Below are 21,623 nucleotides of genomic sequence, written 5' to 3' on the forward strand. Positions count from 1 at the left end.
TGTCGCATGCCTCAAGACTCGAAGCCCTCCCCGGCCGCCTCTGGCCACCAGCTTTCCGATTTCGAATTCCACCTGCCGCCCGAGCTGATCGCCCAGCATCCGGCGGCCGAGCGCCGGGACAGCCGGCTGCTGCATGTGCCGGCCGGCCCGGCCGCGACGCCCTCGGGCGCCGCCGACGACGCGCCCGCGATCGCCGACACGGCCGCTGCCGGCGCTCCGCCCGCCCCCGACCTGCAAGACCTCCGCTTCCCCGACCTGCGCGGCCTGCTGCGCCCGGGCGATCTGCTCGTCTTCAACGACACGCGCGTGATCAAGGCGCGGCTGTTCGGCCGCAAGCCCACGGGCGGGCGCATCGAGCTGCTGGTCGAGCGCGTGCTCGACAACAACTGCGCCCTCGCCCAGGTGCGCGCCAGCCATGCGCCCGCGCCGGGCAGCCGGCTGCAATTCGGCGACGGCGCCGACACCGCGAGCGCCCAGGTGCTCGACCGCGACGGCCGCTTCTACCTGCTGGAGTTCGACACCGACGTCTGGGCGCTGCTCGACCGCCTCGGCAAGCTGCCGCTGCCGCCCTACATCGAGCACGCCGCCGAACAGGCCGACGACGAGCGCTACCAGACCGTCTATGCCGCAAACCCTGGCGCGGTTGCCGCGCCCACGGCCGGCCTGCATTTCGACGAAGCCATGCTCGCCGCGCTGCGCGAAGACGGCATCCGCCTCGCCTTCGTGACGCTGCACGTGGGCGCCGGCACCTTTCTGCCGGTGCAGGTCGACAACATCGCCGAGCACCGCATGCACAGCGAGCTCTATTCGATCAGCGCCGAGACCGCCGCCGAGATCGCCGTCGCCAAGGCCGAGGGCCGCCGCGTCATCGCCGTGGGCACCACCTCGCTGCGCGCGCTCGAAGCCGCCTCGCAGAAGGGCCCGATCGTGGCCGGCCGCGGCGAGACCGACATCTTCATCACGCCGGGCTACCGCTTCCGCACGGTGGATGCGCTCGTCACCAACTTCCACCTGCCGCGCTCGACGCTGCTGATGCTGGTGTCGGCCTTCGCGGGCTACGAACGCATCCGCGCCGCCTACGCGCATGCCGTGGCGCAGCAGTACCGCTTCTTCAGCTACGGCGACGCGATGTTCCTCGAACGCGCCGACGCGTCCGCCGGCACCGTCGCTTCGGACTGCGCCGCCACCACGTCCGGCGCCGCCGCGACAGCCACCGCCACCCCGGCCGCGACGGCCGCCACTCCCGGAGCCGCCGCATGAGCGCCCTCGACTTCACCCTCCACAAGGGCACGGCCAGCGGCCCGCGCCGCGGCACGCTCAAGCTCAACCACGGCACGATCGAGACGCCGATCTTCATGCCCGTCGGCACCTACGGCAGCGTCAAGGCCGTCGGCCCCGACGAGCTCGAAAACGACATCCAGGCAAAGATCATCCTCGGCAACACCTTCCACCTCTGGCTGCGGCCGGGGCTGGACGTCATCAAGGCCCATGGCGGCCTGCACCGCTTCATGGGCTGGAACCGGCCCATCCTCACCGACAGCGGCGGCTTCCAGGTCTGGAGCCTCGGCGCCCTGCGCAAGATCAGCGAGCAGGGCGTGAAGTTCGCGTCGCCGGTCAATGGCGACAAGCTCTTCATGGGGCCGGAAGAGTCGATGCAGATCCAGCGCGTGCTCAACAGCGACGTGGCGATGATCTTCGACGAATGCACGCCCTATCTCGTCGACGACAAGCCCTGCCCCGAGCAGTACGCGGCCGACTCGATGCGCCTGAGCCTGCGCTGGGCGAAGCGCTCGCGCGACGAGTTCGACCGGCTGGAGAACCCCAACGCGCTGTTCGGCATCGTGCAGGGCGGCATGTTCGAGCACCTGCGCGCCGAATCGGCCGCCGGCCTGCGCGACATCGGCTTCCACGGCTACGCGATCGGCGGCCTCAGCGTTGGCGAGCCGAAGGAAGAGATGCTGCGCATCCTCGACCACACGCCCGGCCTGCTGCCGGTCGAGAAGCCGCGCTACCTCATGGGCGTCGGCACGCCGGAGGATCTGGTGGACGGCGTCGCGCGCGGCATCGACATGTTCGACTGCGTGATGCCGACGCGGAACGCGCGCAACGGCCATCTGTTCACGCGCTTCGGCGACCTGCGGCTGCGCAACGCCCGCTACAAGAACGACATGCGCCCGGTCGATCCGAGCTGCTCCTGCTACACCTGCCGCAACTTCACGCGCGCCTATCTGCACCATCTCGACCGCACCACCGAGATCCTCGGCAGCCGGCTCAACAGCATCCACAACCTGCACTACTACCTCCAGCTGATGCAGGACATGCGCGACGCGATCGACGCCGACGACTTCGAGGGCTTCCGCGCGCGTTTCGCCGCCGACCGCGCGACCGGCGTCGATGCGATGGGCGATCCGGCCACCGGCGCGACATGACGGGACGGCGCAAGTAACAAACGGGAATTCCGCACCGCACAAAAGCACCGGACTGCGGGGGCAAACCCCGCTTATTCGGGCTTTGAAGCGCACCGGCGACCGGTAACTTCCATTCCGTCGCCGAACCACATCCCTCGCCGAAGCCCGCTTCCATTGCGTTCGAGGTGGTTCAACCCCGCAAGCCGCGACCTTGCTTTTCGCCGGATGCGAAACATGAACACCCTCACCCTGGATGTTCTGAGCCCCAGCGCTCAGACCGCCGAGCCGCTCGCGCTCGTCCACATGGCCCGTCAGGCCGTCCTCGAACAGCTCCAAGCCTTTGAAATCGCGCCGGAAGTCGTGCGTCTCGCGAACAGCGACATCGCCGAAAGCCATCTGCTGCGCGACGCCCGCACGCTGATCGCCGAACAAGGCAGCAACATCCTGCGCGGCACCGCCCTCGGCCAGTACACCCTCGCCTGCAAGCTCGCGCGCGGCCTCTTCCATTTCCTGGAAGAACGCCAGCACAGCACCGTGCGCCGCCAGCTCATCCGCGTGATGGGTGCGCGCTTCGCCTACGACGTGGGCCTGCGCGAGGACTGAGCCGGCTGCCCGCCGCGCCGTCATCGGCCGCGCCGGGCATCGCGCGATACCGCCAGCCATGCCTTCGGGCCGTCGCATCGCGCGATGGCCGCCATTGGCGCGCGCGCCGCGCTGTGGTTGACAGTTCCGCTCGGGCTTGGGAATGCTTTCCCGGTCGGGCGGAATCGGCTGCCTGCATTTCCCGCCGCCCTTTCGATTGCCCGACGAATGCCCGCGTCGCCCTGACGCGGGCATTTCCCACAACACCGGCAATCAGAAGGAGCAAACCATGGCAGACCACGACGTCAAGATCGAGCAACTTCCCAGCGGCAAATGGGCGTGCTTTCTCCATATCCCGGGAAAGGACCCGATCAGCCTCGGCAAGGAATTCAAGGATGAGGAACGCGCCGAGAACTGGCTTGGCGTTTCCGAAGCCGTGACCGCGATCGAGATGATGTTGCAGAAGCACAAGCAGTAATCCCGGCCCTCCGGGCATTGGCGTTCGACGCTCGGGAAGCGCAAGAAGAAGAGCACAAGCTTCCACACTCCCCTCTCCCCGCCTCGGCGGCCCGTCCAGGGCAGGCCTCGCAGGCAATACCGCCCGCGCCGACATCTGTCCGGCGATTCGCGGCGAATCGAATTCCCCGTCAATTGCGTTTCAGGTCGGCTGCGTTTCGGGCGGCGGCGTTTCATGTCGCGCGCGTCAGGCCACGCATTCCGCGCCTTGCCGTTTCACGCCGCGCCGATTCCCGCGCGCTTGCAGGCATTGGCCAATTCGGCGTCCATCGTCATGAGATGGGTGTGCAGCCAGCCCGGCAATACCTCGTTGACATAGCCGCGCACGAAGGCGACCCGGCCCTTCACGGCACGCGCGCGCATCTGGTCCATTTCGCCGAGGACGCGGGCGTGATCGCCTTCGTGCTCCTTGCGCGACGAAAGCGCGGTGGCGGTCATCAATTCGGTTTCGCGCGCGAAATGCGATTGCGTGTGCGAATAGAGCGCTTCCATCGCGGCGCCGAGTTCGGCGTCGGCGGCGGATTGGGCGCGGGCCAGCAATTCGACGAATCCTTGGTGGATGGAATCCATTTCGGCTTGGCCGAGGGCGTGGCTGTCCTGCCAGGTGATGGGCGTGGTCATGGTGGCTGCGGGCGGGTTCTTGGAAGGAGGAGCGCCCACGCAACGGCGGGCGGCCAAGAATAGCCCTGCGCCGTGCCGGACAATGGCCGGGCCGCAGCACTGCGCAATCCGCCGGTTTCCCCTGCCGGGCAATCGGCCGGTCCGGCCTGCCGGGCAATCGGCCGGCAGCGTCGTCAGTTCGCCGCGCGCAGCAGGCTCGCGAGAGCGCCGAAGTTGGGCGTGCCGAGACCGGTCGGATAGTCGAAGCCGGAGCCGGCCTTGCACGGCGCGCAACTGCCGTTGGCGCCGGTCTTCACGTCGAGGAAAGCGCTCGCGTAATTGCCGGCCACGGCCGCGATGCCGTAGAGCGCCGCCTGCGGCTTGCCGAGCGTGGCCTTGCCGTCGAGCGCGCGCAAGCCGTTGATGCTGGCGAGCATGCCGGCGACGGCCGGGGTGCCGGCGCTGGTGCCGCCCATCGACAGCCAGCTGCGCGTGCCGCCGTTCGGCGTGTAGCCGACGTAGACGCCGCTGTAGGGATCGGCGACGAGCGCGACATCGGCATCGAGCCGGCGCGGGCCGGCCGGGATCGCGGGCAGTCCGGCGAGCTTCTGGTAGGCCGGCCGCGCGAACACGTTCGACGCCGCGCCACCCGACTTGCTCCAGGCCTTTTCGGTGCGCGGGCCGCTGCCGCTCCAGGCGAGCGTGGTGCCGCCCACGGCGAGGACCGAGGGCGAGGTGGCCGGCCAGTTGGCCTGGCTGCCGTTGTCGCCGGCGGCGGCCACATAGCTCATGCCGGCCCCGTTGAAGACCGTGCCGTCATAGCCCGTGGCCCAGCTGCCCTCGATGCTGCCGAAGCTCATGCTGACCACGCCGGCACCGAAGCGGTTGGCAAGCAGCACGGCGCCATTGAGCGCCGTCACCGCCGCCGACGGCGCCTCGACCAGCACCAGCCGCGCGAGCGGCGCGAGCGCATGCGCCCATTGCACGTCGAGCGCGATTTCCTGCGCCCAGCTGGCGTTGTAGGCCGGCACGGTCGCGCTCATGCCGCCGGCGGCGGTGGCGGTGACGCGGATGAAGCTGCATCCGTCGGCATTGCCGATGGCGGGCAAGGCAGGCGTGGCGCTGGCGGCGACGCTGACCGTCGCGCAATCGGGCAGACCGAAGCGGGTGCTGAAGGCAGCCAGATCGGCGACCACATTCGGATGGTGGTAGGCGGCGACGAGGTAGAGGGTCTGGCCGGCGCCGAGGGCCGCGCGGCCGGCGACGTCGAGCGCGGCGAGGTCGGTGGCGGCGGGCACCATGGGCAGGCCGTAGGCGGCGCGCACCTGGGCCGGCGTGTAGGTGACGGCCGTGGTGGCGACGGCCGCGACGGCGGCGCGACCGGGCAGCGCGGCCAGCCTGGCGCGCGCTGCGTCGAGGGTGAGGTTGCGCGTGTCGATGCCGGCGGCGCCGGCGGGCAGCGCGGTGGCGCGGCCGGAGCGCGTGGCCGACGCGGCGGAGCCGTCGGCGTCGGAATCGGGCGGCTCGACGGTGACGGGGAGCATGTCGAACACCGGCGTCGCGATGACGCTGGCAGCGCCGGCGCTCACCGGGTTGCCGTCGCCACCCGCGCCTCCGCAGGCAGCGAGCGCCAGCGCGACTGCCGCCGGCAGCAGGACGGCGGAGCCGGATCGGGGGAGGCGGTTCATGGCGATCTCCTGCGTTGTTCTTGGTGTGCGCGCGCGCTCGGCAGGACTTGATGACGGCAGGTTTCGCGCCGGCTTGAGGCTGGCATTCCCGCAGGCGCGGGGCGGGCCTAGCGCGCCGGGGCGCGGCTGAAGGCGAGGCTGGCGTAGCGGCCTTCGGCGTCGATGGCGACCAGACGGTGCGGACCGACGGCGTCGACGCGGGCGGCGATGCCGTTGCCGGCCGGCGCGCCAGGGATGACGCGGTCGTCGAGCAGCCAAATGACATTGCCGCGCGCGCCGATCGCGCGCAGCGGCAGCACGACGCTGTCGCTGCCGGGCGCCGGGCGGACGGTGGCACCGGCGTCGAGGCCTTCGATGCGCAGGGCGCGCGCGGGCGCGTCGGGCGCGCAGCCGTCGGCCCAGGGCCAGGCGGCTTCGGGCGCGCGGCGTTCGGGCGCGATCCAGGGGTCGAGCAGCGTGGGCCAGCGCGGGATGTCGAGGCGTTCGGGGGCGGTGGCGGGGAGTCGCGTGGCCGACGCGGCGGCGCAGTCCGGTCGCGTGCGGCGCTGGCGGGCGCGGTCGATCCAGAGGGTTTCGCTCCAGCCGCCGGCGCGCAGCCGGTCGGGCAGCGTGGGCGGCGTGGCGCCGTCGAGCGTCCAGGCGCGGCGGCGCTCGCGGCACAGCGCCGGGTCGGTGAGCGCGACCGACTGGCCGCCGGGCCAGCAGATGTCGGCGGCGACGACGCCGGGCGGTGGGCCGGACGGGCGGGCCGACGTGGCGGCTTCAGGCGTGGCCCGACGGTCACCCGCCTGCGCCCCGCCCACCGCCGCGGCCTCGCCTGCCGGTCGCGGCAGTTCGCGCGGCAGTGCGAGGATCAGATCGCGCACCAGCGGCGCCGAAGTGTTCGCGCCGAAATACCCCGGATTGGGCGTGCCGTCGGGCCGGCCGACCCACACGCCCACCGTCCACGCATCGGTCACGCCCACGGCCCAGGCGTCGCGGAAGCCGAAGCTCGTGCCCGTCTTCCAGGCGATGCCGGCGGTGTCGAGGTTGAAGGGCCGGTCGGGCCGGCCGCCGTTTTCGAGGATCTCGCGCACGATGAAGGCGGCGCCGGGGCTCATCAGCCGCGCCTCGGTCAGGGGCGCGTCGGGCACGAAGCGCGGCCGGCCGGCGATGCCGCCGCGCGCGAAGGCGGTGTAGGCACCGACCAGTTCCTCCAGCGTCGTGCCGCCGCCGCCGAGCACGAGGCTCAGGTTGGGCTCGGCGCCGCCGGGCATGCGCAGGCGCAGCCCGGCGTTGCGCAGCAGACCGGCGAAGCGCGCCGGCCCGAGCCGGTCGAGCAGATCGACCGCCGGCAGGTTGAGCGAGCGTTGCAGCGCCTCGCTCACGCTCACCGGCCCGCTGAACGCGGCCTGGAAGTTGCCCGGCGCATAGCCGCCGAAGTCCTGCGGCGCATCGACGAGCAGACTTTCGGAATGGATCAGCCCCTCGTCCAGCGCGAGCGCGTAGAGGAAGGGCTTGAGCGTGGAGCCGGGCGAGCGCACGGCGCGGACCATGTCCACCTGTGAGGCGCGCGTCTCGTCGCCGAAATCGGCCGAGCCGGCATAGCCGCGCACCGCGAGCGTCGCGTTCTCGACCACCAGCGCGGCGATCGACACATGCGCCGGCAGGCTGCCGAGGCGGTCGAGCAGCACCTGCTCGACCTGGCGCTGGATGCCGGCGTCGAGCGTGGAGCGCAGGACTTCGGCGCCGCTGGCGTCGTGCTCGGGCGCATGCGCGCGCCGCAGCCGCTCGGCCGCGAGCGGCGCGAGCCAGTGGGCGCGGATCGGCTGGGCGATGATCGGCTCCAGCCGCGCGTCGGCCACGGTGGCCGCGTCCCACGCGCCGGTCGAGGCCATGCGCGCGAGCAGCTTGTCGCGGGCGGCGCGGGCGGCGTCGGGATTGCGGTCGGGCCGCAGCCGCGATGGCGCCTGGGGCAGCACCGCGAGCAGCGCCGCCTCGCCCGCGCTCAGCTCGCGCGCCGGCTTGCCGAGATAGGCGCGGCTCGCCATCTCGACGCCCTGCACCATGCCGCCCATCGGCGCGCGGTCGAGGTAGAGCCGCAGGATGTCGCGCTTGGACAGGCGCAGTTCGATCTGCACCGCGCGCAGCGCCTGCTTCAGCTTGGTCGAGAGCGCGCGCCGCGCGGCCGGCTCGGGCGGCTCCAGCAGCCGCGCGACCTGCATCGTGAGCGTCGAGCCGCCCGACACCACGCGGCCGTTGCGCAGCCATTGCCAGCCGGCGCGCGCGAGCGCGAACGGGTTGACGCCGGGGTGATGCCAGAAGGCGCGGTCCTCGTAGCCGACGAGCGCCTGCACGTACAGCGGCGACACGTCGTCGAGCGCGACCGGCACGCGCCAGAAGCCGTCGCGGCTCGGCCAGGTGCGCAGCGGCGTGCCGTCGGCCGCGAGCACGACGAGCGCGCCGTCGGCACCCGCGCGCGGCAGCGGCGGCGGGAACAGCCGGTCGAGCGCGAACAGCAGCAGCGCGGCGCCGGCCGCGATCGCCGCGCGCCGGCGCCAGCGCGAAGGCGGCCGCGCGAGCGCCGGCCCGGGCGATGACGCGGGCGCCGGCACGACGGGCGCATCGGCCGCCTGCGCCTGCGACGCCGCCTCGGGCCTGCCGCCGTCGCTCACCGCCGCGCCGGATCGACCACCGTCACCTCCGCCTCCGGCTTGCCGATGCCGCGCAGCGCGGGCCGGTACATGTCCTCGGCGTAGCTCGCGGGCGCGGCGTAGCGCCCGGGCGTGACGACGCGCAGCACGTAGTAGAGGTCGAGCTTGTCGTAGCCGAGCCGCGCCGCCGCGACGAAGCGGTCGTCGCGGTACTCGACATGGCGGATCGCCTCGTTGGCGAGCGCGCCCGCGATCGGCACGCCCTCGACCGTGTAGGCGGCGGCGCCCTGCCCGTCCACAAGGTTGAGGTTCTCGATCTCCATGCCGGCCGGGATGCGGTCCACCACGAGGCCCTGCGCGACCGGCTGCTTCGCGGTCACGCGCAGGCGCACCAGCACCACCTCGCCGGTGCGGAACTCGCGGCCCGCGACCGGCTTGCCGTCGACGGTCCACCAGCTGCGCTCGATGGCGATGCGCGGCTCGGCGATGACCGGCGCCTTGAGCGGGAAGCCTTCGGTGGCGACTTCGAGCCAGACCGGCGTGTCGCCACGGTTCTTCACCGTCACGCCGCGCCTGGCGACCGGGCCGGTCCAGCCGCGCGACAGCGTGCCGCGCGTGACGCTGCTGTCGGTGGCGCCGTCGGCCTCGATGTCGAGCCTGATTTCCGGCCGGGGCTCGGTCTTGTCGTCCGCCGGGCCGTAACCGGCCGCGCGCGCGGCGAGGAAGATCGCCGCCTGCTCCTGCGTGGAATGCCAGTCGCCGAGCGAGTGGCGCGCGTCGAAGGCATCGACCAGCTCGGCGATCAGGTTGTCACGCTTGTCGGGCAGCGCCTTGTGGCGCACCAGCAGCGCATAGGCGAGCGCCACGTCGCGCTCGCGCGAGCCGTAGTGGGTGAGCCAGTCGTCCCACCAGCCGCTGCTCGCGGGCACGAGGCCCCAGGGCTTGGCGACCGCCTCGTCGAGCGCGACGCGGGCGCGCGCCTCGTCACCCATGAGCCTGAGCGCGAGACCGAGCTGCACCAGCGGCAGCGGCGAGCGGGCGTTGCCGCGCGCCTCGTCATGCAGGCGGCGCAGCGTGGCGAGCGGCGCGCGCGCCTCGCGGGCGAGCACATAGCCCTGATACACGGCGATCTCGAAGCGCTCGTGGGCGTTGCGCAGCAGCTCGCGGTCGGTCCACACGGGGCGGCCACGGTCGTCGGTGCGGAGGTCGGCGGGCAGCTTCACCTGCCGGCCCGGCTGCTGCTGGAACTCGGTCAGTTGCAGGTCGAGCGCGCGCTTGAGCATCGCCTCGGGCGGCGCGAAGCCGGCCTCGCGCGCATCGAGCAGGAAGGCGACGGCATAGGTGCTGAGCCATTCCTCGTAGGGGCTGCTGCTGCCCCAGAGGCCGAAGCCGCCGCGCGCCTGCTGCATGCCACCGAGGCGGGCGAAGGCCGAGTCGAGGCGCTTGCGGCGCTCGTCGAGCGAGGCGGGGTCGAGCGCCCAGGCGCGCGCGGTCGGCTCGTCGATGAAGACGTTGGGATAGGCCGAGCTGACCGTCTGCTCCAGGCAGCCGTAGGGATAGCGCAGCAGGCCGCGCACGGCCGAGCGGGCGTCGATCGGCGGGCGCGCCGAGGCGCTGAGGCCGACGGTGGCGCTGCCGGCCCAGAGGCCGTCGAGCGCGGCGGTGTCGAGCTTCACGCTCGCGCCCGCGTCGATGCGCAGGCGCTTCACGTCGCGCTGGAGCGGCGTGGTCGGGCGCACGTCGAGCGCGGCCTCGCGCTTGAGCGCGAGCTTGCCGGCATTGAGCGTGAGCCGCAGCGCGGCGAGGCCGGCGGCGTCGGTGGCCTCGGCGGTGAAGCGCAGGGTCTGGCGCTCGCCGTTGGCGAGCTTGAGCGTGCGCTCGCCGCCGTTGATGCGCACCGGGCCGTCGGCCGCGAGCCTGAGCGTGACGTCCTGCGGCGCGCCGCTGAGATTGGTTAGGTCGAGCCCGATGCCGGCGGTGTCGCCGGGCGAGATGAAGCGCGGCAGGTTCAGCTCGGCCACGATGGGCGCGGCGACGGTCATCTCGGCCTCGGCGCTGCCGAAGCGGTCGGCGCCGCTCGCCACGACCATGAGCCGCAGCGTGCCGTTGAAGTCGGGCAGGTCGAGCGGGATGCTGGCCTCGCCGTTGGCGTCGATGGCGACCGGGCCGCTGAACAGGTCCACGAGCTTGACCTTCTGCGGCGGGCTGCGCGTGTCGCGCATGCCGCTGTCGCCGCCGAAGCGCTGCTTGGCCAGATTGCCGTCGAGCTTCTCGATGAGCTTGCCGTAGAAGTCGAGCTGGTCGGCGTCGTAGCGGTGCTTGCCGAAGAAGAAGTCGAAGGGGTCGGGCGTGCGGTAGCGCGTGATGTCGAGGATGCCGGTATCGACCGCCGAGACGGTGACGATGACGGGGCGGGTGGCGGCGGGCGCGGCGGCATCGGCGGGCTTGCCATCGGCGCTGCCGGCCGGCTTGGCGGCGTTGACCACGCCCGCGCCATACGGCTTCCCGTCCGCGCCCGCGAGCTTCACCTTGAGGTTCACGCGCGTCTCGGGCAGCACCTTGGCCGGCGCGTCGAGCGTGACCTTGAGCCGGCGGTCCTCGCGCGCGAGCGGCAGCCAGGTCAGGCCGATGGCGCGCGCGGGCGTGACGCGCTCGCCCTGCGAGCCGGGCCGGAAGGCGACGACCGTCAGATACAGGTCGTGCCGCTTCCAGTCGGCCGACACCGGCACGTCGATGGTCGTGCCGCTGGCCTTGACCTTGACGCGGCTGCTCCACAGCACGCGGTCGCCCTCGACGGTGACGAGCGCCTCGCCGTCATGCGGCGGCGTGACCGTCACGCGCGCCTTGCCGCCGTCGGCATAGGGCGCGCCTTCGAGCCTGAGCTGCACGCGGTCGGGCCGGTTGCCGGCGTCGTCGGCGTCGAGCGCGCCCCAGCCGGCGTAGAAGCGGTAGCGGGCGACGAGGCCGTTGTCGGGATCGGCGACCTCCAGACGGTAGCGGCCCCAGGTCACGGGCAGCGCGAGTTTCGCGCGCTTGTCGATCGCGAGGCTGCGCGTCTCGATCAGCTCTTCGTCGGTGTCGTAGCCCGACTGCCAGCCGCCGCTGTCGCTGAAGCGCCAGTACCAGCGCCGGTTCTCGCGCACGAGGCGGATCGCCACCGGCTTGCCGGCCACGGCCTTGCCGTCGCGACCCACGCGCGCCAGCTCGAACTCGGCCAGCTGGCCCTCGGCGGCGATGTCGCGGTCGAACAGCGGGCGGATGCCGACCATCGCGTCGGCCGGCCACCACGCGCGCTCGATCGAGCGCACGACCGGCCGCCCGCCCGTCTCCAGCAGGCTGAAGCTCGCGCGCACGGTCATCGGCGACTTGCGCTCGTCCAGCTCCAGCGGCACCTCGACGCTGCCCTTGCCGGCGGAGTCGAGTTCCTGCTCGGGCAGGTCGGCACGCTTGCGCGCCGCGTCGTCGTCGAAGTCGCCGAAGACGAAGCCCGGCCATTGCTGCGGCAGCGCGACGCGGCGGCGCTCGACCAGCAGGCTGCCGAGCAGGCGGTTGCCGGCGGCCGGCGCGCCGTAGCGGTAGTCGCCCTTCACGTCCACGGTGAAGGCGGCGCCGGGCGCGAGCGATTCGGCGTCGGATTGCAGGTCGAGCTTGAGCCGCTCGGGCAGGAACTCCTCGACCTGGAAGCTCCATTGCGCGTCGGCGCGCTTCGCGCCCGGATCGGTGCGGGCCTCGATCAGCCAGCGGCCGGTCGCGGCGTCGGGCGGCAGGGTGATGCGCTGACGGTAGTAGCCGGTGCCGAGAGTGATCGCGGGGGCGGCTTGCCCGGCTTGCGCGGGCTGTGCGGCCGGCGCGGCGGCGGCGCGCGCCGTCGCCGGGCGCAGCAGTGTCTCGCTCACCTTTTCGCCGTCGGGCCGCTTGAGCCGCAGCGTCACGGGGGTAGCCGCATCGACCGCGCGGCCGTCGGCATCGCGCGCGAGCACCGACACGTCGAAGCCCTCGCCCGGCCGGTACAGGTCGCGCCCCGCGTACACGAACAGCTTGCTGCGCGCCGGCAGATGGCCGCCGGTGTCGAACTCCGACAGATCCAGCGCCGGATCGCGCAGCGCGAGCAGCGAATGCTCCTCGCCGCGCTTGGCGAGCAGGACGGTCGCGGCCGCCGCGCCGCCGTTGAACACCGCATGCCCGTCGCGGTCGGTGCTGGCGCGCGCGAGCGTCTTGCCGTTGGCATCGAGCAGCTGCACGTCCACATTGCGGATCGCCTCGCCCGACTTGAGTGAGGTGGCGAACACGTCGGTCTGCTCGTCGTGGCGGCGCGCATGCAGGCCGATGTCGGTGACGTAGAAGTAGGTCACCTGGTAGTCGTAGCCGAAGCGCCCCGGCACGTTCATGACCGCGAGGTAGATGCCCGGCTCGCGCAGCTCCTTGATGCGCTCGACCGGCAGGAAGCTGGTGTTGCGGCGGTTCTCCCGCTTGTCGGTGGCAAAGCGGCCGAGATACACGCTCGTCGCCATGTCCTTCAGCTCGTCCAGCTCGTAGTACGACACCAGGCCCTTGTAGCGCGTGCGGTTCTGCCAGCCGCCGTAGCGGTAGCCGTCGTCGTCCTCTTCGGCCACGTCGCCTTCGTCGGCGGTGTTCTCGCGCTCGCGCCGGCCCGCGACCATGTCGAGAAAGCGCGGCAGCTGGGCCGGCGCGATGCGCAGGAACTGCACATCCACCTCGGGCGTGTTGATCGTCACGACCGGCAGGCCGCCGCTCTCGCCGGCCGGCAGCACGATGCCCCGGCTCGCGAAGTAGAACGACGGCGGCATGGCCTCGCTCTTCGCGGTGCAGTCGGCCGCCGCGCCGAGCTTGTCGCCGGCGCGCGAGGCGAGGGTCGCGTCGAGCTTCACCGCGTATTCATGGTCGGGCTTGGCGAAGGGCAGCCAGAGCACGCGCGGGTTATCGCCGACGACCCAGCGCGCGGCGATGTCCTTGCCGTCCTCGCTCGCGTGCAGGAGCTTGCCGAAGTCCTGCTTCGGGTCGAGCGGCCGGGTGAAGTCGAGCGCGATCGCGGGCGCGCCGTCGAGCAGGCGCGGCTTGCAGCCGGCCAGCGCGAAGGGCTCGGCATCGCCGATGGTGGCGCTCGCCGGGGTCTTGTCGGCACCGCAGCCGGCGAGCGCGCCGAGCAGTGCAAGCGCTGTCAGCGCGTGGCGGGTGAGGCGTCTGGCAAACGCGATGCGCATTCCTGGTCTCCGCGATGGGCCGTGTGCTCCGGCCGGTCGCGGGCAGTCTAGCCACGGCATGCGGTGCGCGAGGGGCGGACCGATCGGGCCGTCGTTGCGGGCCGACAGCCGCCGACGGCCGGCTCACGGCGGCCGCGTGCCCACCCTCGCCCCGTCGCGCCCGCACAGGGGTGGCGGCTGAAGCCGTCACCCCGCCCGGCTATAATGCGAGGCTTGGCTTAACGCCTTGATTCGTCGAAAAAACTTGGAGTTCGCATGATTTCTGTCGCCTACGCGCAGACCGCTGGCGGGGCCGCCGCCGGGCCCGAAGCCCTGTTGTTCCAGTTCGGGCCCTTCGTCCTGATCTTCGCGGTCATGTACTTCCTCATGATCCGGCCGCAGATGAAGCGCCAGAAGGAAATGAAGACGATGCTCGACGCGCTCCAGAAGGGCGACGAGGTCATCACCATCGGCGGCGTGCTCGGCAAGATCGCCAAGGTCTCCGACCACTACCTCACCATCGAGGTCGCCTCCGCCAAGGACGGCGCCATCGAACTGCTGGTGCAACGCCAGGCAGTGCAGTCCGTTCTCCCCAAGGGCACGATCAAGAGCCTATGAACCGCTACCCGCTCTGGAAGTACCTGCTGATCGCCTTCGCGCTGCTGTTCGGCCTGCTGTATTCGGTGCCGAACTTTTTCGGGCAGAGCCCGGCGGTGCAGGTATCGAGCGGGAAAGCCACCATCAAGGTCGAGCCCGCGCTGCTCGACCGCGTCAACAAGCTGCTGGCCGATGCCGGCCTCCAGCCCGAGGCCACCGTGTACGAGGCGACGCAGACCGGCGGCACCGTCCGCGTCCGCTTCCACGACACCGATACCCAGCTCAAGGCCAAGGACGCGATCCAGAAGGCGCTCGCGCCCGACGCCGATGACGCCGACTACGTGGTCGCGCTCAACCTCGTGACCGACACGCCAGTCTGGATGCAGTCGATCCACGCGCTGCCGATGTACCTCGGCCTCGACCTGCGCGGCGGCGTCCACTTCCTGATGCAGGTCGACACCAAGGCCGCGCTCGCCAAGAAGCTCGAAGCCCTGCAATCCGACCTGCGCCTGCAACTGCGCGAGAAGAACATCCGTCACGCCGGCATCGCCCGCAGCGGCGACGGCGTGACGATCGCCTTCACCACCGACGAGCAGCGCCAGCGCGCCCGCGACCTGCTGCTGGGCAACTTCAAGGACTTCACGATTACCGAGGCCGGCGAAGGCAGCGAACTCAAGCTCGTCGCCACGCTCGGCGAGAAGGCGCTGCGCGCCGCGCAGGACGCCGCCGTCAAGCAGAACATGACGACGCTGCACAACCGCGTGAACGAACTCGGCGTGGCCGAGCCCGTGGTGCAGCAGCAGGGCGCCGACCGCATCGTGGTCGAACTGCCGGGCGTGCAGGACGTGGCCCAGGCCAAGAAGATCCTCGGCCGCACCGCCACGCTCGAAGTGCGCCTCGTCGATGATTCGCCCGAAGCCCAGCAAGCGCTTGCAAGCGGCAGCGTGCCCTTCGGCCTCGAACGCTATGTCGAGCGCGGCGGCCGTCCGCTGCTGCTCAAGAAGGAAGTCGTCCTCACCGGCGACAACCTCCAGGACGCGCAGGCGGGCTTCAGCTCCGAGCAGCAGATTCCGGCCGTGCACCTCACGCTCGACGGCAAGGGCGCCAACATCTTCCGCACCGTCACGCGCGAGAACCTCAAGAAGCGCATGGCGATCGTGCTGATCGAGAAGGGCCGCGGCGAAGTCATCACCGCGCCGGTCATCCAATCCGAAATCTCGGGCGGCCGCGTGCAGATCAGCGGCGCGATGACCACGCAGGAAGCCAACGAACTCGCGCTGCTGCTGCGCTCGGGCTCGCTCGCCGCGCCGATGGAAATCGTGGAAGAACGCACCATCGGCCCGAGCCTCGGCGCCGACAACATCGCCAAGGGCTTCCATTCGGTGCTCTGGGGCTTCGTGGCGATCGCCGTGTTCATGGCGGTGTACTACGCGATGTTCGGCCTGTTCTCGGTCGCGGCGCTGGTCTGCAACCTGATGCTGCTGGTGGCGCTGCTGTCGATCATGCAGGCCACGCTCACCCTGCCCGGCATCGCGGCCATCGCGCTCACGCTCGGCATGGCCATCGACGCCAACGTGCTCATCAACGAGCGCGTGCGCGAGGAGCTGCGTCAGGGCCTGCATCCGCAGCAGGCGATCAAGGCCGGCTACGACAACGCCTGGGCCACCATCCTCGACTCGAACGTGACCACGCTCATCGCCGGCGTCGCGCTGCTGATCTTCGGCTCCGGCCCGATCCGCGGCTTCGCCGTCGTCCACTGCCTGGGCATCCTCACCTCGATGTTCTCGGCCATCCTGGTCAGCCGCGCGCTGGTCAATCTCGTGTACGGACGCCAGCGCAAGCTGCAGACGGTTGCCATCGGCACCCTGTGGAAGTCCGAATCGGGCGCCAAGGCCTGACCCCGCCCGGAGCAGAAAGCACATGGAATTCTTCCGAATCCGGCGCGACATCCCGTTCATGCGCCATGCGCTCGTGTTCAACGCGATCAGCGCCCTCACCTTCGTGCTCGCGGTGGTCTTCATCGCGGTGCGCGGCTTCCATTTCTCGATCGAGTTCACCGGCGGCACGCTGATGGAAGTGAACTATGCGCAGGCGGCCGACATCGCCAAGGTGCGCGAGATCGTCGAGGACCAAGGCTATGCCGATGCCCAGGTCCAGGCCTTCGGCACGCCGAGCGACGTGCTCATCCGCCTGCCGGTGCGCAAGGGCGAGACCAGCGCCCAGCAGAGCGAAACGCTGCTGACGGCGCTCAAGGCCGATCCGGCCGCCGCCGGGCTGGAACTGCGCCGCGTCGAGTTCGTCGGTCCGCAGGTGGGCGAGGAGCTGTTCGAGCAGGGCTCGATGGCGCTGCTGGTCGTGGTGATCGGCATCGTCATCTATCTGGCGCTGCGCTTCGAATGGAAGTTCGCCGTCGCCGCCGTCATCGCCAACCTGCATGACGTGGTGATCATCCTCGGCTTCTTCGCGCTGTTTCAGTGGGAGTTCTCGCTGTCGGTGCTGGCGGCCGTGCTGGCCATCCTCGGCTACTCGGTCAACGAGTCGGTCATCATCGCCGACCGCATCCGCGAGAACTTCCGCAAGATGCGCAAGGCGAGCGTCGACCATGTGATCGACAACGCGATCACCTCGACCATCAGCCGCACGATCATCACCCATGGCCTGACGCAGGTGATGGTGCTGACGATGCTCATCTTCGGCGGCCCGACGCTGCACTACTTCGCGGTGGCGCTGACGATCGGCATCTGCTTTGGCATCTATTCGTCGGTGCTGGTGATGGCGCCGCTCACGCGCTGGCTGGGCGTGTCGCGCGAGGATCTGGTCAAGCCGGTCCGCAAGGATGACGGCGGCACGGTCGTCGAGCCCTGAGCGCCATGCTTCCCTCACGGGCCGGTTCGCCGGCCCGTTTTCATTTGGGCGCCGCGCTCCGGCGCCGTTCACCGGCCCGGTACGTACCGGATCGCTGCCCTCCCCTCTCGACATCGCGTCATCGCCATGAAACTTCGCGTCTGGGATCTGCCGACCCGCGCCTTCCACTGGAGCCTCGCGCTGCTGGTGGGCGCGGCCTTCGTGACCGCCAAGCTCGATGCCTACGACTGGCATTTCCGCATCGGTTATGCGCTGCTCGCGCTCGTGGCCTTCCGGCTGGTGTGGGGCATCGTCGGGCCGAGGTATGCGCGCTTCGCGAGCTTCGTGTCGGCGCCGTCGCGGGCGCTGGCCTATCTGCGCGGCGCGCCGCATCCGGCACCGGGGCACAACCCGGCGGGCGCGTGGTCGGTGCTCGCGCTGCTCGCGCTGGTGGGCGCGCAGGCCGTGACCGGGCTGTTCACGAGCGATGACGTGATGGCCTCCGGCCCGCTTTACGACGCGGTCGCGAGCGGCACGGCCGAGTGGCTCGGCCGGCTGCACCGGCTGAACGAAAAGCTCATCCTTGCCGTGGTGCTGCTGCATCTCGCGGCGGTCACCTTCTACGGCCGCGTGAAGCGCCAGCCCATCCTCGAGGCGATGGTCACGGGCGACGCCGAAGTGGCCGCCGCCGCGCCGCCCGCGCGCGACGACTGGCTCGTGCGCCTCGGTGCGCTGGTCCTGCTGACGGGCTGCGGCCTGGGCGTGTGGTGGCTGGTCGAGATCTGGGCGCCGACGCTCGGCTGAACACGCGGTCGGCCGACGCGACGTCGCCCGATCCGCCGCCCGACCGGGCGGCACGTCACCCCGCGTCCGCCCCCCGCGATCAGCGCACCGCGGGCTCGCCGCCCTGGCGCGACAGCTCGACCCGATCGAGGTCGAAGCCCTGCGTGGCCAGCGTCTCGCGCACATGCGCCCAGGCGGCGGGATCGATCGTCGGCGTGCGCGACAGCACCCACAGATAGTCACGATGCGGCTCGCTCACGATCGCGAGCCGGTAGTCGTCATCGAGCGCGACGATCCAGTAGTCGCCCCAAACGAAGGGCAGGAAGCCGAGCCAGGCCGGCGCGAAGCGCACCTCCAGCTTCGGCGAGTCGGCCGCGCCGATCTGCCGCGCCTCGCCCACGGCCTCGTCGAACGAGCCATCGGCGCGGCGGCAGCGGTTCACCACCGTCACGCGTCCGGGCGCGGCCGCCGAGTAATCGGCGCTCGTGTCGCCGGCGCATTGCTTCTGGAAGCGGTTGGGATACTTCGCGATCTCGTGCCACCGACCGAGATAGCGCGGCAGATCGAGCGAAGGAATGGTGGCGAGCGGCGCGGCCTCGCCGGCCCGCGCGGACGGCAGGGCACCGGCGAGCAGCAGGCCCGCCAGCAGGAGACGGATCGGGAACATGAAAGCGCTTGCAGGATCGGACGCGGCGAAGGCTGCGCCATCCCCATGCAGACCCGCGCGCCCCGCCTCGGGTTCCCGGCGAGGCAGACCCGGTGCGCTGGCCTACTTGCGGTAGGACTCGTGACAGCTCTTGCAGGCCGCGCCCACGGTGTTGAGCTGGCCGCGCAGCGTGCCGATCGAGCCGGCCGACGCGGGCAGCTGCTTCGCCGCCTGCTCGAACTTGTCGGCGAGCTGGCGGAAGTTGTCGGCGTTCCGAATCGGGTCGGACTTGAGATCGCCCACGGTGCCAGGAATGAAGGCTTCCCACGGCAGCGTCGAGAGCGTGGCGATGAGCTGGGCCGAGGACTCTGCCCTGGCGGCGTCGTAGGGCGCGTCGCCCTTGGCCATCGCCGCCAGGCGCTTCATGTGCACGCTCATGATGTTGAACGCGCCTTCGCGGTACTCGACCGCTTCCTTCGGCTTGGCGAAGGCGTCGGCGGCATGGACCGGGAGAGCGGCGCAACCGAGCGCGCACAGCGCCGCGGCGATCAGCGACTTCATGACGAATCCCTTGGAGGTGTTGGAAGGAGCCCCGGATTCTAGGACCCCTTCCCTGCTGCGATACGGCTTACTCGGCCTTCACGCCTTCGACCTGGATGCGCAGGGTCACGTCCATCTTGAAGCCGTAGCCCTTGCCGTAGTCGATGCCGAAGTCGGCGCGGTTAAAGCTGCCGATCGCGTCGGCGCCGCAGGCTTCGCGCTTGAGCATCGGATGCGGCTTGCACAGGAACTGGTTGATCTTGAGCGTCACGGGCTTGGTCACGCCGTGCAGCGTCAGATCACCCTGGACTTCGGTCGGCGCGCCGTTCACGAAGTTGACGAGCTTGCCCTTGTAGGTCGCGGTCGGGAACTTGGCCACGTCGAACATGTCGGGGCCCTTGGCGTGTTCGTTCATCTTGGCGTGGCCGAAGTCGATCGACGACGCGTCGATGGTCACGTCCACCGTGCCGGTGCCGGCTTCCTTGTCGAGCACGACGGTGCCGCTGTTCTTGGTGAACTTGCCGCGCCAGGTCGACAGGCCGCCCATGTGGTCGGCTTCGAAGCTCGGGTAGGTGTGGGCCGGATCGAGGTTGTAGGTGGCCGGGGCGGCGACGGCGGCGGCCGAGGAGAGCGCGAGCGCGGCGGCGATGACGAGCGATTTCATGGTGACTCCTGGTGGGATGAGCGCGGGGGGATGTTGCCGGGCCGGGCGGTCGGCCTCGGGGGTAGCGTCGACGGGAGTCCGGGCGATGGCTCGCCGCGGCCCCCGCCGCCTTGCCGGGCGCGCGCGGCCTTGTCGGCCGGGCGCGCCCCGGCGATCACTTGCCGGCCGGCACGGCCAGCTTGAACTTGATGACGACTTCGTCGGCCACCATGCCGGTGTCCTTCCAGTCGCCTTCGCCGATGTCGTAGGCGAGCCGCTTGATCGGCAGCGCACCGCTGAAGACGTTGGCGCCGGCGGCCGGCGCGACGGTGACGGGCACCGTCAGCGTCTGGGTCTTGCCCTTGATGGTGAGCGTGCCGGTCGCGTCGAACTTGCCGGCGCCGGCCGGCTTGACGGCCGTGGTCACGAAGCTCGCCTTCGGATACTGGGCGGCGTTGAACCACTCCTTCTTGAGCACTTCCTTGTTGTACTCGGGGTCGCCGATGTCGAAGCCGCTGATGTCGATGTCGATGCGCGCCTTGGCCTCGGCCGGCTTGGCCGGGTCGTAGCTCACGTCACCCGTGAACTTGCGGAAGGCGCCGTCCACAGGCACGCCCATCTGCTTGAACGTGGCGCTGACACTGCTCTTGGCCGCATCGACCGGCGTGGCGCCGGCCGGCTGCACGAAGGCGAAGGCGGGGATCGCGAAGGCGAGCGCAACCGCGCCGCGTGCGATGACGGACTTGTTCATGACCAACCTTTCGAGGGATGTCGTTGGCTTGCTGGCACCGGCCGCGACGACGGGCGCGGCGCCTGATCGGGATGCCGGGTCAGCGATTGCCGCCGGGCAGCATGCGACGCAGCACGTCGTCGCGATCGATGAAGTGATGCTTGAGCGCGGCGGCCGCATGGCCGGCCACGACGAAGGCCATCGCCCAGGCGATCAGCTCGTGTGCCTCCTTCAGCACCGGCTTGAGCGCCGGGTCCGGTCCGATGATCACGGGCAGCGGCAGCACGCCCAGGTACACCACCGGAAAGCCCGCCGCGAGGCTGTACAGATAGCCCACGAAGGGCACGGCAAAGATGAAGAAGTACAGCGCCAGATGCCCGCCATGCGCCACCAGCTTCTCCCACGGCTTCATGTGCGCGGGCAGCGCCGGCGGCTCGTTGAACAGGCGCCAGATCAGCCGCAGGCAGGCCAGCCCGAACACGGTCACGCCCAGCCACTTGTGCCAGTTGAAGTACTTGAGCTTGGTGGGCGTGATGCCGGGGATGTCGGTCATCACCAGCGCCAGGCCGAAGGCCAGCACGATCAGCAGCGCGACCAGCCAGTGCAGCAGCTTGGCGATCGCGGTGTAGCCGCGGTTGTCATTCATCGTTTTCTCCGTTGGGGGCGGCGGACTGCGATCCGTCGAAGGCTTCGAGGCTCGCGAGCAGACGCGCGAGCCTGTCGTTCAGATCGGCCAGCTCTTCGCAGCCATGGGCGTCGAAGGCTGACGAGCAATGCGCGAGCTGCTCCGGAAACACGCGCTCGAACAGCGCCTGCCCCTCGGCCGTCAGCTTCACGCGCGTGCTGCGGCCGTCCGATTCATTGGCGCAGCGGCTCACCAGTGCGCGCGCTTCCAGCCGATCGACCACGCCCGTGAGCGTGCCCTTGGTGATGAGCGTGCGCTCGCCCAGTTCGCGGAAGGTCATGCCGTCGGTGTTGCCAAGCGTGGCCAGGATGTCGAACTGCGGCCCCGTGAGGCCCAGCCTGCGAACGTTTGCATTGGAGATGCGCTCGAAGGCCTGGAAGCAGCGCGTGAGCAGCCGCATGGTCGGCAGCGCGCGCTTGTAGTTGACGGGATCGGTCGGGTTCATTTGGTTCGCATTAGAACTAAATTGCCGCAGACTGTCCATCGCTGAAGACCCGCGAGCGTGTAACAAAGGCTCGGTCTTCTGA

The 21,623-nt window shown here is 70.7% G+C and carries 18 protein-coding genes; 8 read left to right on the forward strand and 10 right to left on the reverse strand.

Features of this window, described 5'->3' with window-relative positions; genetic code table 11:
• Positions 1-6 precede the first annotated feature (6 nt).
• The 4 genes from queA (at position 7) to H566_RS0121650 (ending at position 3,468) form a co-directional block, all read left to right on the forward strand.
• Positions 7-1,260 carry a tRNA preQ1(34) S-adenosylmethionine ribosyltransferase-isomerase QueA gene (gene queA / locus H566_RS26970; RefSeq protein WP_084545392.1) on the forward strand — a complete coding sequence of 418 codons (1,254 nt, stop codon included), beginning with the start codon at positions 7-9 and terminating at the stop codon, positions 1,258-1,260.
• The gene (tgt, locus tag H566_RS0121640) at positions 1,257-2,429 is read left to right on the forward strand and encodes a tRNA guanosine(34) transglycosylase Tgt (protein WP_028313079.1); all 1,173 of its coding nucleotides are present in this window, start codon (positions 1,257-1,259) and stop codon (positions 2,427-2,429) included. The genes queA and tgt overlap by 4 nt, the downstream gene beginning before the upstream one ends.
• A 213-nt stretch (positions 2,430-2,642) precedes the next feature.
• Positions 2,643-3,011, forward strand: a complete 369-nt coding sequence (locus H566_RS0121645) for a hypothetical protein (RefSeq protein WP_028313080.1) — start codon at positions 2,643-2,645, stop codon at positions 3,009-3,011.
• A gap of 268 nt (positions 3,012-3,279) precedes the next feature.
• The gene (locus tag H566_RS0121650) at positions 3,280-3,468 is read left to right on the forward strand and encodes a PHD finger domain-containing protein (protein WP_028313081.1); all 189 of its coding nucleotides are present in this window, start codon (positions 3,280-3,282) and stop codon (positions 3,466-3,468) included.
• A gap of 254 nt (positions 3,469-3,722) precedes the next feature.
• On the opposite strand, the gene H566_RS0121655 is transcribed toward H566_RS0121650, so the two are convergent.
• The 4 genes from H566_RS0121655 to H566_RS0121670 all read right to left on the reverse strand — a co-directional run bounded on the left by H566_RS0121655 (position 3,723) and on the right by H566_RS0121670 (position 13,649).
• Positions 3,723-4,259 carry a bacteriohemerythrin gene (locus tag H566_RS0121655; protein ID WP_156924544.1) on the reverse strand — a complete coding sequence of 179 codons (537 nt, stop codon included), beginning with the start codon at positions 4,257-4,259 and terminating at the stop codon, positions 3,723-3,725.
• A 41-nt stretch (positions 4,260-4,300) separates the two neighbouring features.
• The gene (locus H566_RS26975; RefSeq protein ID WP_051379136.1) at positions 4,301-5,794 is read right to left on the reverse strand and encodes a S53 family peptidase; all 1,494 of its coding nucleotides are present in this window, start codon (positions 5,792-5,794) and stop codon (positions 4,301-4,303) included.
• Between the two features lie 107 nt (positions 5,795-5,901).
• A complete protein-coding gene (gene pbpC / locus H566_RS0121665; RefSeq protein ID WP_028313083.1) occupies positions 5,902-8,388 on the reverse strand; it encodes a penicillin-binding protein 1C in 2,487 nt (828 codons plus the stop codon).
• Positions 8,389-8,444: 56 nt separating this feature from the next.
• Positions 8,445-13,649, reverse strand: coding sequence for an alpha-2-macroglobulin family protein (locus tag H566_RS0121670; protein WP_051379137.1), 5,205 nt, complete (start codon positions 13,647-13,649; stop codon positions 8,445-8,447).
• A 255-nt stretch (positions 13,650-13,904) separates the two neighbouring features.
• On the opposite strand from H566_RS0121670, the gene yajC reads away from it, so the two are divergent.
• From yajC to H566_RS0121690, 4 genes are all read left to right on the forward strand, one after another.
• Positions 13,905-14,246: a preprotein translocase subunit YajC gene (gene yajC / locus H566_RS0121675; RefSeq protein ID WP_028313085.1), complete on the forward strand. Its 342-nt coding sequence runs from the start codon at positions 13,905-13,907 to the stop codon at positions 14,244-14,246.
• Positions 14,243-16,123, forward strand: a complete 1,881-nt coding sequence (gene secD, locus H566_RS0121680; RefSeq protein ID WP_028313086.1) for a protein translocase subunit SecD — start codon at positions 14,243-14,245, stop codon at positions 16,121-16,123. Before yajC ends, secD begins: the two co-directional genes overlap by 4 nt.
• Positions 16,124-16,145: 22 nt before the next feature.
• Positions 16,146-17,090: a protein translocase subunit SecF gene (gene secF, locus H566_RS0121685; protein WP_028313087.1), complete on the forward strand. Its 945-nt coding sequence runs from the start codon at positions 16,146-16,148 to the stop codon at positions 17,088-17,090.
• 126 nt (positions 17,091-17,216) lie between these two features.
• Entirely contained in the window at positions 17,217-17,873 is a 657-nt protein-coding gene (locus H566_RS0121690) for a cytochrome b/b6 domain-containing protein (protein WP_034412758.1), read from the forward strand.
• A gap of 79 nt (positions 17,874-17,952) precedes the next feature.
• On the opposite strand, the gene H566_RS26980 is transcribed toward H566_RS0121690, so the two are convergent.
• The 6 genes from H566_RS26980 to H566_RS26985 all read right to left on the reverse strand — a co-directional run bounded on the left by H566_RS26980 (position 17,953) and on the right by H566_RS26985 (position 21,541).
• Positions 17,953-18,519 carry a lipocalin family protein gene (locus H566_RS26980; RefSeq protein WP_034412760.1) on the reverse strand — a complete coding sequence of 189 codons (567 nt, stop codon included), beginning with the start codon at positions 18,517-18,519 and terminating at the stop codon, positions 17,953-17,955.
• 102 nt (positions 18,520-18,621) lie between these two features.
• Positions 18,622-19,059, reverse strand: a complete 438-nt coding sequence (locus H566_RS0121700) for a c-type cytochrome (protein WP_028313089.1) — start codon at positions 19,057-19,059, stop codon at positions 18,622-18,624.
• 67 nt (positions 19,060-19,126) lie between these two features.
• Entirely contained in the window at positions 19,127-19,702 is a 576-nt protein-coding gene (locus tag H566_RS0121705) for a YceI family protein (protein WP_028313090.1), read from the reverse strand.
• A gap of 154 nt (positions 19,703-19,856) precedes the next feature.
• Positions 19,857-20,432 carry a YceI family protein gene (locus H566_RS0121710; RefSeq protein ID WP_028313091.1) on the reverse strand — a complete coding sequence of 192 codons (576 nt, stop codon included), beginning with the start codon at positions 20,430-20,432 and terminating at the stop codon, positions 19,857-19,859.
• Between the two features lie 79 nt (positions 20,433-20,511).
• A complete protein-coding gene (locus H566_RS0121715) occupies positions 20,512-21,057 on the reverse strand; it encodes a cytochrome b (protein ID WP_028313092.1) in 546 nt (181 codons plus the stop codon).
• Positions 21,050-21,541 (reverse strand): MarR family winged helix-turn-helix transcriptional regulator, encoded by a 492-nt coding sequence (locus tag H566_RS26985; protein WP_051379138.1) that lies wholly within the window; start codon positions 21,539-21,541, stop codon positions 21,050-21,052. Before H566_RS26985 ends, H566_RS0121715 begins: the two co-directional genes overlap by 8 nt.
• Positions 21,542-21,623: the final 82 nt, after the last annotated feature.

Source organism: Derxia gummosa DSM 723 (assembly GCF_000482785.1).
Taxonomy (GTDB): domain Bacteria; phylum Pseudomonadota; class Gammaproteobacteria; order Burkholderiales; family Burkholderiaceae_E; genus Derxia; species Derxia gummosa.

What these genes read in the sequence shown, in the direction of transcription:
- H566_RS26985 (WP_051379138.1), bottom strand. Translation starts at nt 21,541, where the DNA reads ATGAACCCGACCGATCCCGTCAACTACAAGCGCGCGCTGCCGACCATG.
- yajC (WP_028313085.1), top strand. Translation starts at nt 13,905, where the DNA reads ATGATTTCTGTCGCCTACGCGCAGACCGCTGGCGGGGCCGCCGCCGGG.
- H566_RS0121700 (WP_028313089.1), bottom strand. Translation starts at nt 19,059, where the DNA reads ATGAAGTCGCTGATCGCCGCGGCGCTGTGCGCGCTCGGTTGCGCCGCT.
- tgt (WP_028313079.1), top strand. Translation starts at nt 1,257, where the DNA reads ATGAGCGCCCTCGACTTCACCCTCCACAAGGGCACGGCCAGCGGCCCG.
- secF (WP_028313087.1), top strand. Translation starts at nt 16,146, where the DNA reads ATGGAATTCTTCCGAATCCGGCGCGACATCCCGTTCATGCGCCATGCG.
- H566_RS0121650 (WP_028313081.1), top strand. Translation starts at nt 3,280, where the DNA reads ATGGCAGACCACGACGTCAAGATCGAGCAACTTCCCAGCGGCAAATGG.
- H566_RS0121715 (WP_028313092.1), bottom strand. Translation starts at nt 21,057, where the DNA reads ATGAATGACAACCGCGGCTACACCGCGATCGCCAAGCTGCTGCACTGG.
- H566_RS26975 (WP_051379136.1), bottom strand. Translation starts at nt 5,794, where the DNA reads ATGAACCGCCTCCCCCGATCCGGCTCCGCCGTCCTGCTGCCGGCGGCA.
- H566_RS0121645 (WP_028313080.1), top strand. Translation starts at nt 2,643, where the DNA reads ATGAACACCCTCACCCTGGATGTTCTGAGCCCCAGCGCTCAGACCGCC.
- queA (WP_084545392.1), top strand. Translation starts at nt 7, where the DNA reads ATGCCTCAAGACTCGAAGCCCTCCCCGGCCGCCTCTGGCCACCAGCTT.
- H566_RS0121670 (WP_051379137.1), bottom strand. Translation starts at nt 13,649, where the DNA reads ATGCGCATCGCGTTTGCCAGACGCCTCACCCGCCACGCGCTGACAGCG.
- H566_RS0121690 (WP_034412758.1), top strand. Translation starts at nt 17,217, where the DNA reads ATGAAACTTCGCGTCTGGGATCTGCCGACCCGCGCCTTCCACTGGAGC.
- secD (WP_028313086.1), top strand. Translation starts at nt 14,243, where the DNA reads ATGAACCGCTACCCGCTCTGGAAGTACCTGCTGATCGCCTTCGCGCTG.
- H566_RS0121705 (WP_028313090.1), bottom strand. Translation starts at nt 19,702, where the DNA reads ATGAAATCGCTCGTCATCGCCGCCGCGCTCGCGCTCTCCTCGGCCGCC.
- H566_RS0121710 (WP_028313091.1), bottom strand. Translation starts at nt 20,432, where the DNA reads ATGAACAAGTCCGTCATCGCACGCGGCGCGGTTGCGCTCGCCTTCGCG.
- H566_RS26980 (WP_034412760.1), bottom strand. Translation starts at nt 18,519, where the DNA reads ATGTTCCCGATCCGTCTCCTGCTGGCGGGCCTGCTGCTCGCCGGTGCC.